The 16,062-nt window shown below is 59.4% G+C and carries 12 protein-coding genes; 4 read left to right on the top strand and 8 right to left on the bottom strand.

Features of this window, described 5'->3' with window-relative positions; translation table 11 throughout:
- Positions 1-17: 17 nt before the first annotated feature.
- The 5 genes from ACTQXI_RS06075 to ACTQXI_RS06055 all read right to left on the bottom strand — a co-directional run bounded on the left by ACTQXI_RS06075 (position 18) and on the right by ACTQXI_RS06055 (position 6,193).
- Entirely contained in the window at positions 18-962 is a 945-nt protein-coding gene (locus tag ACTQXI_RS06075; RefSeq protein ID WP_441548423.1) for a zinc dependent phospholipase C family protein, read from the bottom strand.
- A 92-nt stretch (positions 963-1,054) separates the two neighbouring features.
- On the bottom strand, positions 1,055-1,789 hold the full coding sequence (locus ACTQXI_RS06070; RefSeq protein WP_154518631.1) for a LytR/AlgR family response regulator transcription factor: 735 nt from the start codon (positions 1,787-1,789) through the stop codon (positions 1,055-1,057).
- A gap of 40 nt (positions 1,790-1,829) precedes the next feature.
- The gene (locus tag ACTQXI_RS06065; RefSeq protein ID WP_427728891.1) at positions 1,830-3,215 is read right to left on the bottom strand and encodes a sensor histidine kinase; all 1,386 of its coding nucleotides are present in this window, start codon (positions 3,213-3,215) and stop codon (positions 1,830-1,832) included.
- A 117-nt stretch (positions 3,216-3,332) separates the two neighbouring features.
- Positions 3,333-4,610 carry a metal-dependent hydrolase family protein gene (locus ACTQXI_RS06060; protein WP_154518625.1) on the bottom strand — a complete coding sequence of 426 codons (1,278 nt, stop codon included), beginning with the start codon at positions 4,608-4,610 and terminating at the stop codon, positions 3,333-3,335.
- Positions 4,611-4,741: 131 nt separating this feature from the next.
- The gene (locus ACTQXI_RS06055; RefSeq protein WP_427728889.1) at positions 4,742-6,193 is read right to left on the bottom strand and encodes an APC family permease; all 1,452 of its coding nucleotides are present in this window, start codon (positions 6,191-6,193) and stop codon (positions 4,742-4,744) included.
- A gap of 723 nt (positions 6,194-6,916) precedes the next feature.
- Between ACTQXI_RS06055 and ACTQXI_RS06050 the strand changes: the two genes are divergently transcribed.
- Entirely contained in the window at positions 6,917-7,549 is a 633-nt protein-coding gene (locus ACTQXI_RS06050; RefSeq protein WP_441548422.1) for a C39 family peptidase, read from the top strand.
- 278 nt (positions 7,550-7,827) lie between these two features.
- On the opposite strand, the gene arcC is transcribed toward ACTQXI_RS06050, so the two are convergent.
- Positions 7,828-8,790, bottom strand: coding sequence for a carbamate kinase (gene arcC / locus ACTQXI_RS06045; RefSeq protein WP_006235166.1), 963 nt, complete (start codon positions 8,788-8,790; stop codon positions 7,828-7,830).
- Between the two features lie 602 nt (positions 8,791-9,392).
- Here arcC and ACTQXI_RS06040 point away from each other — a divergent pair.
- The 3 genes from ACTQXI_RS06040 (at position 9,393) to ACTQXI_RS06030 (ending at position 11,940) form a co-directional block, all read left to right on the top strand.
- Positions 9,393-9,809, top strand: a complete 417-nt coding sequence (locus ACTQXI_RS06040; protein WP_154518619.1) for a DUF3830 family protein — start codon at positions 9,393-9,395, stop codon at positions 9,807-9,809.
- 5 nt (positions 9,810-9,814) lie between these two features.
- A complete protein-coding gene (locus tag ACTQXI_RS06035; RefSeq protein WP_271758658.1) occupies positions 9,815-10,336 on the top strand; it encodes a hypothetical protein in 522 nt (173 codons plus the stop codon).
- A 242-nt stretch (positions 10,337-10,578) separates the two neighbouring features.
- Positions 10,579-11,940, top strand: coding sequence for an ATP-binding protein (locus tag ACTQXI_RS06030; protein ID WP_441064199.1), 1,362 nt, complete (start codon positions 10,579-10,581; stop codon positions 11,938-11,940).
- Here the strand turns inward: ACTQXI_RS06030 and ACTQXI_RS06025 are convergent.
- Both ACTQXI_RS06025 and nifJ read right to left on the bottom strand, forming a co-directional pair.
- A complete protein-coding gene (locus ACTQXI_RS06025; RefSeq protein WP_427729279.1) occupies positions 11,937-12,119 on the bottom strand; it encodes a hypothetical protein in 183 nt (60 codons plus the stop codon). The two genes, ACTQXI_RS06030 and ACTQXI_RS06025, sit on opposite strands and share 4 nt — an antisense overlap.
- Positions 12,120-12,310: 191 nt before the next feature.
- Positions 12,311-15,850 carry a pyruvate:ferredoxin (flavodoxin) oxidoreductase gene (gene nifJ, locus ACTQXI_RS06020; protein ID WP_427748167.1) on the bottom strand — a complete coding sequence of 1,180 codons (3,540 nt, stop codon included), beginning with the start codon at positions 15,848-15,850 and terminating at the stop codon, positions 12,311-12,313.
- Positions 15,851-16,062 lie beyond the last annotated feature (212 nt).

Below are 16,062 nucleotides of genomic sequence, written 5' to 3'. Positions count from 1 at the left end.
AGGGGCACGCACGAGCCCTACTCCTCGCGGTCGAACTCTTCGTCAGCCCCGAGCACGCGACCGCTGTAATTGACGTGGTTGGTCACGGCCTCCATATCGCCGGTCTCGATAAATCGGGTGACCGTGCACTCGTAATCGACCAGCGCGCGGTCAAAGACCTCGGGGAAGCTCTCGTTCGAGACCTCATCGGTAAAGGGATTCTTCCACGTCAGATGGCCCAGATTGCCGGTGCGCTCGGGCGGCTCGGTCGTCACGCGGTGAGCAAGGCCATCGAGCAGGGAGTAGTCGTGTACTAGGCCCTCGACCAGGGCAATTGCACGCGTCTTGGCCGAGCCCGCCGGTTCAATGGCGCGATAGAGCAGCTGCATGTCGGCAACGGCGGCACCGTACTCCCCCGCTGGGATATCGATACCGTACACACGCCCGGCAACATAGCTCATCAGCACGCCGGCCACGCGATTGATGCGGTCGGTGGTGACGATCTCGCCCGCCGGCGGATAGTCCTCGACCGTGGCCCCGTCGCGCTTGAGCTGCAGCATCAACACGTCCAGGTCACTTTCGAGCACCGCATGGACCTGGCTGCCCGAATCCTCCAGCTCGGGATCGGACTCGACAATGCCAAACTGCTGCTCGTAGACAAAGGGGTGGGCATTACGGTCGAGCACGTAGTGCGACAGCAGGCCCAGCGCAAAGGCGCGGCCCAAGTTGGCATCGCGCGGGAGCAGATGGGACACGCCGTCGCGCAGGCACGAGAACTGGCGCGACATGCGCGAGCGATGCATGGCCTGCGCCAGCAGCGTGCAGTCGGAAACGCGCGGCGTCAGGATGTGGAAGAAAAACGGGTCGGGACCCTGGTTGCCCAGGATAAAGGCAATGCGTTCCTCGTCGGACGTAATGACGCCCTGCGGCAGACGATCGATGCTTTCCTCGCCAAACAGATGATGCGTAATAAGCGCAGGCATAATGATCCTTTCGATTTCATTCGATGTCACCCATTATGCCCACCGCGCGCCCATGCCAAACCTGCGTCGGCAAACGATGGCATGCGGACCGTCTACACAAGCCCCAGGCGCGCCTTAACCTCGGCAGCGCGACGACGGGACACGGGCACCGTCGAGGTTACGCGATCGAGCCTGAGTTCCATAAGACCCGTAGAACCGATCTCGACATTGTGCACGTCTTCCAAGTTGACCAGATAGCTGCGGTGGACACGGATAAAGCCCTCGGAGGCCAGGCGCCGCTCGAGCGATGAAATCGACTCATTGATCAGATATGTTCCCTCGGCGCAGACGGCGTTGCAAAAATCGGCGCGCGCCTCAAAGTAGCAGACATCCGCCACGGGAATGAACACCTTTTTACCCCCACGATCCACCGTCAGGCGCAAAGGCTGGCGCGGAGCATGGACGACACGGCGAGCGCCCAGGGCGGTCTCGATCTTATCGAGCGCCTTTGACAGGCGAGCATCCTCGACCGGCTTTACGATGTAATCGACGGCATCGAGGTTATAGGCATCGGCCGCATACTCGGCAAATGCCGTCACAAACACCACGACCGGCGGTGTCTTTAGGTTCTGAAGCGTCTCGGCAAGCTCAATTCCCGAGCGACCAGGCATAGTAATGTCTAAAAACAGCACGTCGGGCTTGTTCGACAGAATCGATTCCACGGCTTCGGTGACATTGCCCGCCTCGGCAATCTGGCCCACACGCGCATCCTTTTCCAACAGATAGCGTAGCTCAGCCCTAATTGGGGGCTCGTCATCAACCACCAAGATATTCCAGCCTTCGGACATATGCGTTTCCCCTCTTTTTTTCTCTCAATCCAACCGCGTGCTACACCGTTAGCGGCGCCGGCTCATGCGGCTCGCCGTTCAACTCAACGATGACCTGCGTTCCCACGCCCTCCTGGGACTTCACGCGCATGCCAGAATCTTCTCCGTAAAAGAAATGGATGCGCTGAAGCACGTTGAAGAGCGCCAGGCCGCAGCCTCGCTTGACGGAGCCGTCGGCGGTAATGCTTTCGGGCTCCTCTCGGCGATGCTGCTCAAACAGATGCGCGCAGACTTCTTCGCTCATACCGATGCCGTCATCTTCGACGATGATCTCCAAGCCGTCATCGGTCTCAAAAGCCCTAACACGAATGGAAAGCGGCTCGGTCTCGCGCTGCGCATGCTTGATGCAGTTTTCGAGCAGCGGCTGCAAGATAAACGGCGGCACCAGGCTGTCGCGCACCTCAAAGTCGATGTCGACCGAAACGCGCAGACGGCCGTCGCCATACCGGGCCTGCATAAGATTGATATAACGGGTGCCCTGTTCCACCTCGTGCTCGAGCGTGGTGAGCGTATCGGAGTCAGAAAGCGTCTGACGATAGTAGTTGGAAAAGTCGATCAGCAGCGATCGCGCCTTGTCGGGCTCGGTTCGAACGAGCGAAACGATCGTGCTAATGGTATTGAATAGAAAATGCGGATCGACCTGCGACTGCAGAGCGCGGAGCTCAACGCGGGCCGTGAGCTCATCCTGGCGCTCGAGCTCAAAGCTGGCGAGCTGCGTGGAAATGAGATCGGCGAAACCCGAGGCAAGCGCCGTCTGGCGCATATCGATGCTGCTCAGGCGGGGGTAATACAGCTCGAGCGTGCCCACGCAATGCCCACGCACGCTAAGCGGCGCGACAATGCCGGCACGCAGACGGGGAAAATAGCCGCCCGTCTCATTGGAGGCATCACGCGAAAACACGCTCTGCTCGCCCGTCTCAATCACGTTGAGCGTGGTCTTGAGCACTACCGGGGTTCCGGCAGGGCACTTTGCCGAGTCCTCGCCCCAGCTTGCCAGCACCTGCCTGCCGTCAGTAAAGCAGATGGCAGAAGCGATGGTCTCGGACAGGATGATTTTAGAGGCACCCAGGGCCGCTTCGGGCGTAAGGCCGCGCGACGTGTAGGCGAATATTTTTGATGCGATGGCGAGCGTGCGGTCGGTTGCGCTCGATGTGAGGTCATCGGGGACCACAAAGACATACGAGAAGAAGAAGCACAGCATGACCAGGCCGGCAATAACGACAACGCCTGGAACGGGATTGGGATTATCGGTTAAATCCCAGATAAGCAGCAAGATAAGCGCCGGAACGACAACACCGAGCAGGATGGCCTGGACCACATGCTGGGCCGTACGAAAGACCTTGGTAGAGTTGTAACTCTTGCCCAGAATCAGCCTATTGAGATCCACCGTCATCCCCTCTTGTCCGTAGTACCGATAGCAATAAAGAGGGCCGCAAGCGACCCTCTCCATTGCATTATGCAATCAAAAACTGTGTTTTACATCCAGCCATCGACTAACGGTAGCTTAGGCGCTGTACTTGTTTGGCTCGCCGAAGGTGCCGGCCTCGACAATCCAGCCGTCCTTCATGATGACGTCCATGTTGTCGGTGTTGAGCACGTGGATGTCGGCGGCGACGTCACCGTTGACGACCAGCAGGTCGGCGCACTTGCCGGCCTCGATGGAACCGGTCTCGTCCTCGATGTGGCACATCTTGGCACCGTTGAGGGTGGCGCAGGTGATGGTCTCGACCGGGGTGAAGCCGATCTTGTCGACGAACTCGTACATCTCCTCGATGGAGCAGGTGCCGTACGGGGTGACGAAGGAGAAGGAGTCAGAGCCGATCGTCATGACGACGCCGCGCTTCTTGGCCTCGCGCAGGCAGTCATAGTTGCGCTGCAGCTCCTTCTCGACCAGGGTACCCTCGTACTTGTCGTGCAGCTCGGGGACATAGACGGGAGGATAGGTGGCGTACCAGGTGGGCAGGAAGGCGATCGTCGGGGTGAAGAAGGTGCCCTGCTCGGCCATAAGGTCCATGGTGCGCTCATCGATATCGAAGCCGTGAATCAGCTGCTCGCAGCCAAAGCGAACGGAATCGTAGGCGGCGGCGTGGTTGTTGTAGCAGTGGCTCCACACGGGGATACCGACCATCTTGGCCTCTTCGACCACGGCCTGGATCTCCTCGGAGCAATAGTGCTGGTCGCGACCGGAGTCCCAGCGCCAGATGCCGCCACCGGTAGCCCAGATCTTGATGGCATCGGGGTTCTCGCGCAGGCGACGACGGACGGCCTTGCGCAGATCCCAAGGACCGTCGACCTGGTCGCCCCAGGGATGGGATTCCTTGTTGAGCTCCTGGGTGCAGTGGTGGGAGTCACCGTGACCGGCAACACGGCAGAAGCCGAGGCCGGTGGCCAGAACGCGCGGGCCCTTAAAGACGCCCTTGTCGATGCAGTCGCGAATCTGGATACCAAAGCGGCCGATCTCGCAGACGGTGGTGAGGCCGTGGGTGAGGCAGTCGTAGGCCTGCTTGACGGCGACGGCCTGCTTCTCGAGGAGCGGCTGCATGACCCAATCGGTGTCATCGTCGGTCAGGTTGCCCGAGAAGTGCAGGTGGGTGTCGATCAGGCCGGGAAGGACAGTCTTGCCGGCGGCGTCGATAACCTCAACGCCCTCGGGAAGGTCCTGCATAACACCGGCGTACTCGATCTTGCCGTTATCGTCGACGAGAACGAGGGAGTTCTCGACCGGCTCGGCACCGGTACCGTCGATGAGCTTGCCGCCAACGATTGCATACTTAGTGGACATGGTTCCTCCTTATGGATCCATATAGTGGGTGAGGCCGTGTTGGGTTAAGGCCTCACAAAGCTACCCAAGTGATGCCGGGTTCGGTACGCGGGAGAGAGGGCACCGCGCACCCAATCCGCCCCGGCTCGGCGTTACTTTTTACGGGAATTGGTGAAAGCCATGAGAGCCAGGCCAATAGCCAACCAGCCGATCACGATGCTCCACTCCACCATGTTGAGGGAGGCGGGAGAGAACGGAATCACGAGCAGGCCGATGATGATGGCGCAGGCAGCGATGGCGAGGCTGATGCCAAACTTGCCGCCGGGCACCTCGTAGGGACGAGGTAGGTCGGGCTCGGTGAAGCGCATGCGCAGGCAGGCAAGAGCGACCATGCCGCAAGAGAAGATGAAGGCGAGAGCCGACACATTGGTCAGAGGGATGAGCATGTTCTTGCCCAGGAACGGACCGACGACGGTGATGATGGCCAGAACGACGCAGGCGAGCTTGGGAGCGCCGGAATTGGGATCGACCTCGGCAAACTTCTCGGGCAGCTGGCCCTTGCGGCCCATGGCGAGCATAATGCGGCTCGTGGCGCCGTAGAAGGAGTTCATCGGGCCCATGGGTCCAAGCGTGGCGATGACGAGCATGGCCAGGTACAGGAGCATGTTGATGCCCTTAAGACAGGCAAGCGCGGGAACGGGGCTCTTAACAAACTCATGCCAGTCAAGGATAGTGCCGAACGAGTAAATGCAGACCATGTAGAAGCCGCCGGCGGCCAGCAGGGCCAGGGAGATGATCTTGCCGAACTTGTTCCAGTTAAGGCCCTCGGCTGCTTCCTCAGCCTGCTGAGGAATGGTGTCGAAACCGGCGTAGAAGAACGGGGTCAGAACCAGGACCGACACGATACCGGCGAACAGGCTGGTGCCCTCGGTGGCGGCCTTACCGCCGCCAGCACCGGCGACCTGGGAGAACACAGGCATGGCGTTGTTCGGCGAGCCGGTGAACAGCGAGACGCCCATGGCGAGTAGCATGCCGCAGAGCAGGGCCTTGGTCAGGAAGGCTTGGAGCTTGGCGGCCGAGCTGGCACCGCGGAAATTGAGGAAGATGACGTAGACTGCAAAGCCGAGCGCGATCAGCGTCGGGAACAGGTAAACGTCGGCGCCCAGGATGGTGTAGAGCTTGATGGCGCGCAGCCACTCAAGACCGGGCAGGCTACCGAACATCTCGGACACGAGAGTCGAAATGGCAATGGCCTCCCACGGGCACAGGATGCCGTTGCCCAGGGCCAGGAGCCAACCGGTGATGTAGCTCAGTGTACGGCCAAAGCTACGATCGACATACTCGACGATGCCGCCCGAGATGGGGATAGCAGCCGTAAGCTCACCGAAAACAGCTCCGACGGGCACGAGGAAGATTGCACCCAAGAGGAATGCGATCATAGCGGGAACGGGACCGCCGCCCACGACCATCCAGTCGCCGACCTGCAGAACCCAACCGGTACCGATGATGGCACCGAAACCGATGGTGAAGAAGTTCCAGAGCGAAAGCGTTTTCTTCATGCCGCCGGTATCCTCGACTGCAACTTCTGCGTTCTTGTCCGCCATTGTTCCCCTCCTTTCCTTTCTGACGCCCCTTGGCGTCACCCCTTGCACGGCCTGTTTTGCCGCGCACTTTTTATTTCATGGCTTTAAGATACGGCCTTGGCACAGCAACGCCACTCGTAGCTCGACCGAAGGCAGAACTGCAAAACGAGCGGCGCCGTTTTTGGGACGAACGGCGAGGGGCGCCACTCGGTGCGGGCGTCCGTTTTGATGACGCGACTCAATCGCTCGCGGAGGGCGTCGCTTTATGGCGCCAGGCTCGCTCCCGTCCATGCCGCTTACCGAGGTTTTGGTGTATGTCCTCATTTGCTGCACGTCTTTTTTGTAGGATGGACGGGTTATACATGAGACGAGGCGGTGCAAATGGCATACGAATACAACGGCGGCGAACGACAGCGAAACGTTCGCCTTGCCGGGCGTACCACGCCAGCATCCAGGAGTGTTTCTGACAACGACGGGCCGCAGCGTCCGCAGGATCGCCCCTTGTCGTCTATGCCGCAGAATACCAGCACGCGTCAGGCGGGTCGCCCATGCTCGGGCACCCGTCAACGCCGGGCCGAAGTGCCTCGGCGGCAGAAAATCGATCGGCGAAAGCCTGACAACCACATCAGCCGTTTCTTTTCGAAGCCCCGCGGCGGACGCGGCGCAAAGCAGCCACGGCCGCTGGGACGCGGCCGGGCCGCCAATCCGCAGATTCATCGTCTCTGTCTTGCCCTGTGCTCCATCATGGCATGTCTGGCCTTTGTGTATCTGGGGTCGTGTGCCTCGCATGGCTCTGCCGGCCTAGAGCCCACCGCCGAGGAAAAGCTCCTCAAAGCCCCAGTCGCACCCGGCTACTCGTTTGCTTTTTCGACCCCACGTTCGCAGTGGAGTGCCGGCACCATGCCGCATATTTACCAGATCGACCCCGCATGGTCGGAGCTGCCCTACGCCGGCGGAACTATCCGCCAAAACGGCTGCGGACCCACCTGCCTCACCATGATCTACATCTTTAAAACGGGGCGCACCGATATGACACCGGTCGATATGTGCGCCCTTTCCGAGGCGGGCAACTATGCCCCCACCGGTGCCACCGAGTGGTCGTTTATGACGAGCGGCGCCGCGCAGCTGGGGCTTAACGGGACGCAGCTCTACAACGACCGAGACTCGATGGCCCAGGCCTTGCGCTCGGGTGCCCCCGTAATCGCCGTCGTGCGTCCCGGCACGTTTACCAACGTGGGTCATTACATCGTGCTTTACGGCATTGACGACGCCGACCAAATCGGTGTCTACGATCCCAATTCGCCCAGCCGTAGCGCCCGCCGTTGGGGCGTCGTAGAAGTCCTCAACGAAATCGAAACCATGTGGGCCTACTACTAGTCATTGGGGACAGACTTAAATGACCAGCCATTAAATGACTAGCCACTGGGGACGGTCTTTGCAGACGACCGCTCGCGCTGCCGAAAAGGACTATCCCAAGATGCCGGCAGAAAAGGAACGTCCCCAAGTGCCGGGTTTCCGCGGTCTTCAGCGCTTCTCATGAACAGTCACCTCAATAGCAAAAGCCCCGCAGTCGGAGCGGACTGCGGGGCTCATGAAGAGAGGCTAGTTTGTGGGCGCTTTGCCTGGCACCCACAAGAGAGGCAACAGAGTAGAGACTACTCGTGGATGCGGGTACCGGAGAGGCCGGCCATGGTCTCGGCGGCCTTGTCCAGGGCGCCGATAATGCAGGTGCGGCCCTTGCGGGAACGGGCGAACTTGATGGCAGCGCGGACCTTGGGCTCCATGGAACCCTTACCGAACTGGCCCTCGTCGGCCAGGCGCTCGGCCTCGTCGGCGGTGAGGTCCTCGAGCTCCTCCTGGTTGGGCTTGCCAAAGTTGATGGCGACATGCTCAACGGCGGTCAGCAGGAACAGAACGTCGGCGTCGCAGTCCTCGGCCAGCAGCTCGCCGCCCAGGTCCTTGTCGATGACGGCGGGAACGCCCTTGTAGCAACCCTTGTTCTCGTAGTCGCGGACGACGGGAATGCCGCCGCCACCGCAGGCGATGACGATGAACTCGTTGTCGAGCAGGTTGAGGATGGAGTCGGCCTCGACGATCTTCTTGGGATCGGGGGAGGCGACGACGCGGCGCCAGCCGCGGCCGGAATCCTCGACGAAGACCTTGGAGGGATCCTCGGCCATGAACTCCTTGGCCTGCTCCTCGGTGTAGAAGGGGCCGATCGGCTTGGTCGGGTTCTTGAACGCGGGATCGTCGGGATCGCACTCGATCTGGGTGACGACGGTGGCGGCGTGCCAACGCTTATAGCGCTTGTGCATCTCGCGGCCGATGCCCTGCTGCAGGTGATAACCAATGTAGCCCTGGGACATGGCGCCGCACTCGGGCAGCGGCATCTCGGGGGTGCCGATGGCGTCGTGGGCGGCGGCGAAGGCATTCTGGATCATGCCGACCTGCGGGCCGTTGCCGTGGGTGATGATGATCTCGTTACCCTGCTCGATGAGACCAAGGAGTGCGTGGGCGGTGTTGCTCACGGCCTCGATCTGCTCGACGGGGTTGTTGCCGAGGGCGTTGCCGCCAAGGGCGACGACAATACGATCGGGCTTGCCAAGAGGCTTAGACATTGCTGGAATCCTTTCTGTAAAAGGCCTACATCCCATTAATAACCCACGTCCGTGCAATACGCGAGTTTATTAAGGTTTATATTCTCTTTATCGCTCATTTTATTCATTTTGAAAACAGTTGAACGGTGAACGGTCGTTTTTACCCGTTCAGCGTAAAGATGCCCAGCTCAAGCATATCTAAGCTATTTACGTGCGACTTTATTTTGATAGAGCAGGGATTAGACCAGATTATGCAAACTATATCTTTGCTAAACACAAAACAGACAGCGCAATATCTTACTCACACTATACGAGATTCTATACATTTATAAGACGAGTATGCAGCCCTGCAATAACATAGCGTTTTTCATCCAACTTAGGGAATAGACGAGCACCTTTACCGCGCGTCGGCCGGCAGCCGGCGAGCCGTCTCGTCGATTGCCGCTTCCAGAAATTCAAAAACTGATATTGCGCGCGCAATTACGGCATGGTACTTTAGCGAAGAACAGCGCGGGCTGGGGCGACAGAGATCTGTCGTGAAGTTTGGGTTCGGCGACCCCGCTGCTGTCTTCTCCTTATCCGCCAGCGAACCCCTTGAGCGACGGATTGAGGAGGTCCTTACTATGACAAAAATGCTCAAGATCACGCTGAATGGCGAGACGTTTCTCGCCGACATGCTCTGGGACAAGGCTCCCGAGGCGTGCAAGCTGTTCGAATCGTCCTGTCCGGTCGAGTCACGTATCTTTTCGGCCAAGATCTGCGATGCCGAGGTAACCTATCCCGTATCGGGCCCCATCGCCAATTACGAGCACATCGAGAACCCCGTCTTTCACGAGCCAGCGGGCGCCGTGAGCTGGTATGGCGGCTGGTCGTCAATTTGCATCTTCTTTGACGTGTGCGAGCCCTTTGGCACCTGCAACATGTTCGCCCGCATCTGCGAAGCCGACCGCGAGCGCTTTGCCGCCGCCTGCCGCAATGTCTGGGACAACCAGGGCATGTACATTAAAAACGAAATCGTCGAGATCGAAACGGAGGCCTAAAGATGATGGATATCAACACCCTGCTCGCACTCGACCTTGCCGAGTACACCACTGCACTTGAGGCCCTCGCTGACCAAATGATGCTCGAAGAACCCCGTGACATCGACTACATGCGCCGCCGCAAGCTCGACACCGGCCGCGAATTCGCCGTCTGGAACTTCACCGTCGGCTACTGTATGAACGCCGCCGACGCTCTCTCCCTCCTGCGAGCCCAGGCCAACGAAAACGCCAACGACGGCACCGCCGACCTCGCAACGATCAACAACAGCGCCGCGCGCCTGTGCGACTGGTTCTCGGGCGCCTTTGACGTCACCGGCAAAATGGATGACACTACGGCAATCCTCGCCCACAGCCGCGACCTCTACGCCCAGGTAGAGACTCACGAACAGTTCGCGGCCCTCACCCGTGCCACTGAGCGCTATCTGGTCCAGCTCCAATTTTGGGTCGACCGCCAGATTCCCTGGCCAGCTATTAGCGACCTCGTCCACGGCTACCGCCTACGCACAGAGAGCGGCGAGACAAGGTAAAAACAGCCAGGTAGCACCAACATAGTCCCACCACGGGACCCAAAGTAAGAATCAGAGGGCTGGAGACGCACGCAACAGCGTCCCCAGCCCCTTCGCAAAGTAGAGCGCTGTTTCAGTGGCTTTGAGACCTTATCGGACCTTTGCTATCTTCCAATTTTTGTATATTTACGACGTTATTATCTGCCAATTTTTGTATGATTTTAGGCGATTCTATCTGTCAATTTTTGTCATTTGGGGGTTTAATGCTACGCCGTAAGGTCACTGATAGGCTTTTGAGCTGGAAGAATAACTCCAATAAGGCATTACTTGTTACTGGTGCGCGTCAGATCGGCAAGAGCTATGCGATTCGCGCGTTTGGAAAAAGCAACTACGCTTCGTATTTTGAGGTCAATTTACTACTCGATATCGAAGCAAGGAATGCACTTGTTGGCGCAAAGAACTCCGTTGACTTTATCAACCGCGTAGCCCTTCTTGCGGATGCGCCGCTTGTTGAGGGCGATACGCTTGTCTTTGTCGATGAGATTCAGGAGTATCCGCAGATCGTTACACTCATGAAGGCGTTGGTCGAGGATGGGCGCTTTAGCTATGTCTTCTCGGGGTCTATGCTTGGGACTGAGTTTAAGGGGATCTCTTCTTTTCCGGTGGGGTATGTAGAGCACATTGTTATGCGCCCGATGGATTTTGAAGAGTTTTGTTGGGCAAACAGCGTTAGCGAGAATGTGCTTGCAGGCATTCGCAGCTGCCTTGTCGAGAAACATCCTGTCGAAAACTATATTCATGAGGCGATGCTCAAGAACTATAGAGCTTATATCGTTTGCGGCGGCATGCCGGAGGTCGTTCAGAATTATATTGATTCGGGTTATTCGCTCGTGAGCACACGTGAGCTTCAAACTCAGTTGGTCGATCAGTACAAAAGCGATATCTCAAAATATGCATCGACTCGAGCGTTTAACGTTCGGTCGATTTTTGAGCAAATTCCCGTTCAGCTTGAGGCGGAGTCTCATCGCTTTGTTGTTTCGTCTCTGGGTGAGGGAGCTCGCCTTAAAAAATATGAGCAGGATTTCCTGTGGCTTGTTAACGCAGGTGTTGGATTGATGGTCGCCAGGGTGACGGAGCCACGGAGTCCCCTCAAGAGGACGGAGAAAACGACAGCCTTCAAACTATACGAGTCTGATACAGGCATGCTCGCATCGCGATACCCCGGTAGCACTGCACGCGCTGTCTATCTTGATATGAAAACTCCCAACCTTGGTGGTCTCTATGAGAACGTGGTCGCGCAGGAACTCGTTGCCCTCGGGGCGGATGCATGGTACTACCAAACGCGTGAGGTCGGTGAAGTTGACTTTGTGATCGAAGGCGCCCACGGGCATGTTGTCCCAATCGAGGTCAAATCGGGCAAGAAAGTTCGAGCGCATGCGGCCCTCGATCGTCTGATGAGTGTAGGCGAGTACAAAATTCCCGAGGCCGTTGTACTGAGCCACGAGAATCTCAGCAAAGAGGGCAAGGTTCTGTACGTTCCAATCTACATGACGTTTTGTCTCGATGAGTTTATGGAAAAGGATGACCCCAATAACGATTTCTCGTTCGCACCCATATCTCTCTAGCCATTTGAATCCGCAATCCAGCCCCGCCCACGCATCAATGCATTTCCCAAGGTGCTGCGCGTTTCGCGGCAAAGCCGCGAAAAAGCAAAGGGATAAGAAGCGGCAACAGCCAAATCCTCCATCCATCCCCAAAGTAGCGCGACTTTCGCGGCAAAGCCGCGAAACAGCGAAAGGGGCAAAAGGCCCCCTCAGCCACGTCCTTCATTCAGCCCCACAATCCGAGGACGTAGTCGTAGCAGGATCTGAGGGCTAACCTTCGCGGACATTCCGCAGGACGAAAGAACCCCCGCCGCACGTAGTGCGCAGCGGGGGTTCTTTCATGTCCGAGGACGTCCGCGAAGGTTAGCCCTCAGATCCTGCGGTGGGAGACCTAGGCCTCGTTGTACACCGTCTTAAGCTTCAGCAGGTGAGCGTAGCGGTCCATAGCGGCCTGCTCGTTCTCCTTGAAGAGCTCCTCGGCGCGCTCGGGGAAGGAGCGCGTCAGCGAAGCGTAACGGGCCTCGTTCATCAGGAACTCCTGATAGCCGCCCGCGGGCTCCTTGGAATCGAGCGAGAACTTCTTGCCGGCAGCAGCCTCGGGGTTGAAGCGGAAGAGGTTCCAGTAACCGCACTCGACAGCCTTCTTCATCTCGGCCTGGCAGTTCTGCATGCCGCCCTTCTTGATGGAGTGCATCTCGCAGGGGCTGTAGCCGATGATGAGGGACGGGCCGTCATAGGCCTCGGCCTCGTGGATGGCCTTGAGAGTCTGAGCCGGGTTGGCGCCCATGGCGACCTGCGCCACGTAGACGTAACCATAGCTCATAGCGATCTCGGCCAGAGACTTCTTCTTGGTCACCTTGCCGGCAGCGGCGAACTGGGCAACCTGGCCCAGGTTCGAAGCCTTGGAGGCCTGACCGCCGGTGTTGGAGTAGACCTCGGTGTCGAAGACGAAGACGTTGACGTTGTGGCCAGAAGCCAGGACGTGGTCCAGACCACCGAAGCCGATGTCGTAGGCCCAACCGTCGCCACCGAAGATCCAGAAGGACTTCTTGGTGAGGTAAGCCTTGTCGGCGAGGATCGCCTTGGAAGCGTCGCAGCCGCACTTCTCGAGCTCGGCAACGTAGGCGGCAGCAGCAGTCTTGGAGGCCTCGACGTCGTTGACGGAGTCGATCCAAGCCTGACCGGCGGCCTTGAGCTCGTCGGACGGACCATCGGCAGCGATGAGCTCCTGGGTGGCGGCGATCAGCTTATTCTGGACGGCCTCGTAACCGATGGCCATGCCCAGACCGTGCTCAGCATTGTCCTCGAACAGGGAGTTGTTCCACGCCGGGCCGTGACCGTCCTTGTCCTTGCAGTAAGGAGCGGTGGCAGCGGGGTTGCCCCAAATGGAGGAGCAGCCGGTGGCGTTGGAGATGAACATGCGGTCGCCGGCGACCTGGGTCACCAGACGTGCATAAGCGGTCTCGGCGCAGCCGGCGCAGGAGCCGGAGAACTCCAGGTAGGGCTGCTTAAACTGGCTGCCCTTGACGTTGGCCGCGATGAGCTCCTTCTTCTCGGAGACGTTCTTGACCATGTAGTCCCAAACGGGCTGCTGATCCATCTCCTGCTCGGCGGGAGCCATCTCGAGGGCGCCCTTGGGGCAGACCTTGACGCAGTTGGTGCAGCCCATGCAGTCGAGCGGGGACACGGCCATGGTGAACTTCATGCCCTTGGCCTTGGGACCCATGGCGTCGAGCGTACGGGTAGCCTCGGGCGCGGCGGCAGCCTCGTCCTCGGTCATCGCGAACGGACGGATGGTGGCATGCGGGCACACATAGGCGCACTGGTTGCACTGGATGCACTTGGTCTCGTCCCAGTGAGGAACGACCACGGCGACGCCGCGCTTCTCGTATGCGGAGGCGCCCAGCTCAAACTGACCGTCGGCACAATCGACAAAGGCAGAAACGGGCAGGCTGTCGCCATCCATGCGATCGATGGGCTCGAGCAGGTTCTTGACCTGCTGGGCGATAGCGGACTTGGTCTCCTCGGAAAGCTCGACAGGAGCGGCGTCCTCGGCGGTAGCCCAGTCGGCCGGAACCTCGAACTTACGGAAGGCGGTAGCGCCGGCATCGATGGCCTTGTGGTTGGCGTCGACGATGGCCTGGCCCTTCTTCATGTAGGACTTGGTAGCCGCGTCCTTCATGTACTGCAGGGCGTCCTCGGCGGGCAGGACCTTGGCCAGCGCGAAGAAGGCGGACTGGAGCACCGTGTTGGTGCGCTTGCCCATGCCAACCTTGGCGGCCAGGTCGATAGCGTCGATCAGGTAGACGTTGATGTTGTTGTTCGCGATGTAGCGCTTGGCCACGGCGGACATGTGCTCGGCGAACTCCTCGTCGCTCCACTGGCAGTTGACCAGGAAGGTGCCGCCAGGCTTGACGTCGCGGACCATCTTGAAGCCCTTGACGATGTAGCTGGGGTTGTGGCAAGCGACAAAGTCGGCCTTGGTCACGTAGTACGGCGAGCGGATCGGGGAATCACCAAAGCGCAGGTGCGAGACGGTAACGCCGCCGGTCTTCTTGGAGTCGTACTGGAAGTAGGCCTGAACGTACTTGTCGGTGTGGTCGCCGATGATCTTAATCGAGTTCTTGTTGGCGCCGACGGTACCGTCGCCACCCAGACCCCAGAACTTGCACTCGATGGTGCCGGGAGCTGCGGTGTTGGGCGCATCCTCGGCCTCGGGCAGGCTCAGGTTGGTCACGTCATCGACAATGCCGATGGTGAACTCGCGCTTGGGCTCGTCCTTCTTGAGCTCCTCGAAGACGGCAAACGCGGACGCGGGAGGCGTGTCCTTGCTGCCCAGGCCGTAACGGCCGCCGACGACCTTGATACCCGTCTTGCCGGCCTCGTAGAGAGCGGAGACGACGTCCTGGTAGAGCGGCTCGCCGATGGAACCCGGCTCCTTGGTGCGGTCCATGACGGCGATCTTCTGGACGGTCTCGGGGAGAACGTCCACGAAGTGCTTGATGGAGAACGGACGGAACAGGCGAACCTTGACCAGGCCGACCTTCTCACCGTGAGCGTTGAGGTAGTCGATGACTTCCTCGAGCACGTCGCAGAAGGAGCCCATGCACACGACGACACGATCGGCATCGGGAGCGCCGTAGTAGTTGAACAGGCCGTAATCGGTGCCGAGCTTCTCGTTGATCTTCTTCATGTAGCCCTCGACGACGGCAGGGAGCTCGTCGTAGACCTTGTTGCAGGCCTCGCGGTTCTGGAAGAAGATGTCGCCGTTCTCATGGCTGCCGCGGGTGTGCGGGTGCTCAGGGTTGAGCGCGTGGTCGCGGAAAGCCTGGACGGCGTCCATGTCGCACATCTCGGCAAGATCCTTGTAGTCCCACATGGCGACCTTCTGGATCTCGTGGCTGGTGCGGAAGCCGTCGAAGAAGTTGAGGAACGGGGTCTTACCCTCGATGGCGGCAAGGTGAGCCACCGGCGAGAGGTCCATGACCTCCTGGACGTTGCCCTCGGCGAGCATGGCGAAACCGGTCTGGCGGCAGGCCATGACGTCGGAGTGATCGCCAAAGATGTTCAGGGCGTGGGAAGCGACGCAACGCGCGGAGACGTGGAAGACGCCCGGGAGCTGCTCGCCCGCGATCTTGTACATGTTCGGGATCATCAGGAGCAGGCCCTGAGAAGCCGTGTAGGTGGTGGTCAGAGCACCGGCGCCCAGCGAACCGTGAACGGTACCGGCTGCACCCGCCTCGGACTCCATCTCGACGACCTTGACCGGGGTGCCAAAGATGTTCTTGCGACCCTGGGCCGCCCACTGGTCGACATGGTCGGCCATCGGGCTGGACGGCGTAATGGGATAAATTCCCGCTACCTCGGTGTACGCATACGAAACATATGCGGCCGCCTCGTTGCCGTCCATAGACTTAAACTTACGCGCCATATACCCCTCTCCTCTCATATAGGTATACAGGCCCCGGCGATTACCGGGATGTTGGCGTGATGGGATTTTCGCTGTTGCTTCCAGTCATCTGACAGGCGGACTCAGCAGCAGGTACATGGCGTGGAGAGAAGGCATGCCGAGGCGAGGAGGCTGCACGCGCTCCACAGGCCCAGCTACCCGTCTTGCACATGATCGAGCGCCGCAAAGGCCGC

Origin of the sequence: Collinsella sp. LCP19S3_C9 (assembly GCF_052121575.1) — a bacterium.
Classification (GTDB): Bacteria; Actinomycetota; Coriobacteriia; order Coriobacteriales; family Coriobacteriaceae; genus Collinsella.
This window is presented reverse-complemented; position numbering and strand designations above follow the sequence as displayed.

Excerpts from the sequence above, each read along its gene's own strand:
- ACTQXI_RS06075 (WP_441548423.1), bottom strand. The coding sequence starts at position 962 with ATGCCTGCGCTTATTACGCATCATCTGTTTGGCGAGGAAAGCATCGAT.
- ACTQXI_RS06070 (WP_154518631.1), bottom strand. The coding sequence starts at position 1,789 with ATGTCCGAAGGCTGGAATATCTTGGTGGTTGATGACGAGCCCCCAATT.
- ACTQXI_RS06060 (WP_154518625.1), bottom strand. The coding sequence starts at position 4,610 with ATGTCCACTAAGTATGCAATCGTTGGCGGCAAGCTCATCGACGGTACC.
- ACTQXI_RS06055 (WP_427728889.1), bottom strand. The coding sequence starts at position 6,193 with ATGGCGGACAAGAACGCAGAAGTTGCAGTCGAGGATACCGGCGGCATG.
- ACTQXI_RS06050 (WP_441548422.1), top strand. The coding sequence starts at position 6,917 with ATGGCATGTCTGGCCTTTGTGTATCTGGGGTCGTGTGCCTCGCATGGC.
- arcC (WP_006235166.1), bottom strand. The coding sequence starts at position 8,790 with ATGTCTAAGCCTCTTGGCAAGCCCGATCGTATTGTCGTCGCCCTTGGC.
- ACTQXI_RS06040 (WP_154518619.1), top strand. The coding sequence starts at position 9,393 with ATGACAAAAATGCTCAAGATCACGCTGAATGGCGAGACGTTTCTCGCC.
- ACTQXI_RS06035 (WP_271758658.1), top strand. The coding sequence starts at position 9,815 with ATGGATATCAACACCCTGCTCGCACTCGACCTTGCCGAGTACACCACT.
- ACTQXI_RS06030 (WP_441064199.1), top strand. The coding sequence starts at position 10,579 with ATGCTACGCCGTAAGGTCACTGATAGGCTTTTGAGCTGGAAGAATAAC.
- nifJ (WP_427748167.1), bottom strand. The coding sequence starts at position 15,850 with ATGGCGCGTAAGTTTAAGTCTATGGACGGCAACGAGGCGGCCGCATAT.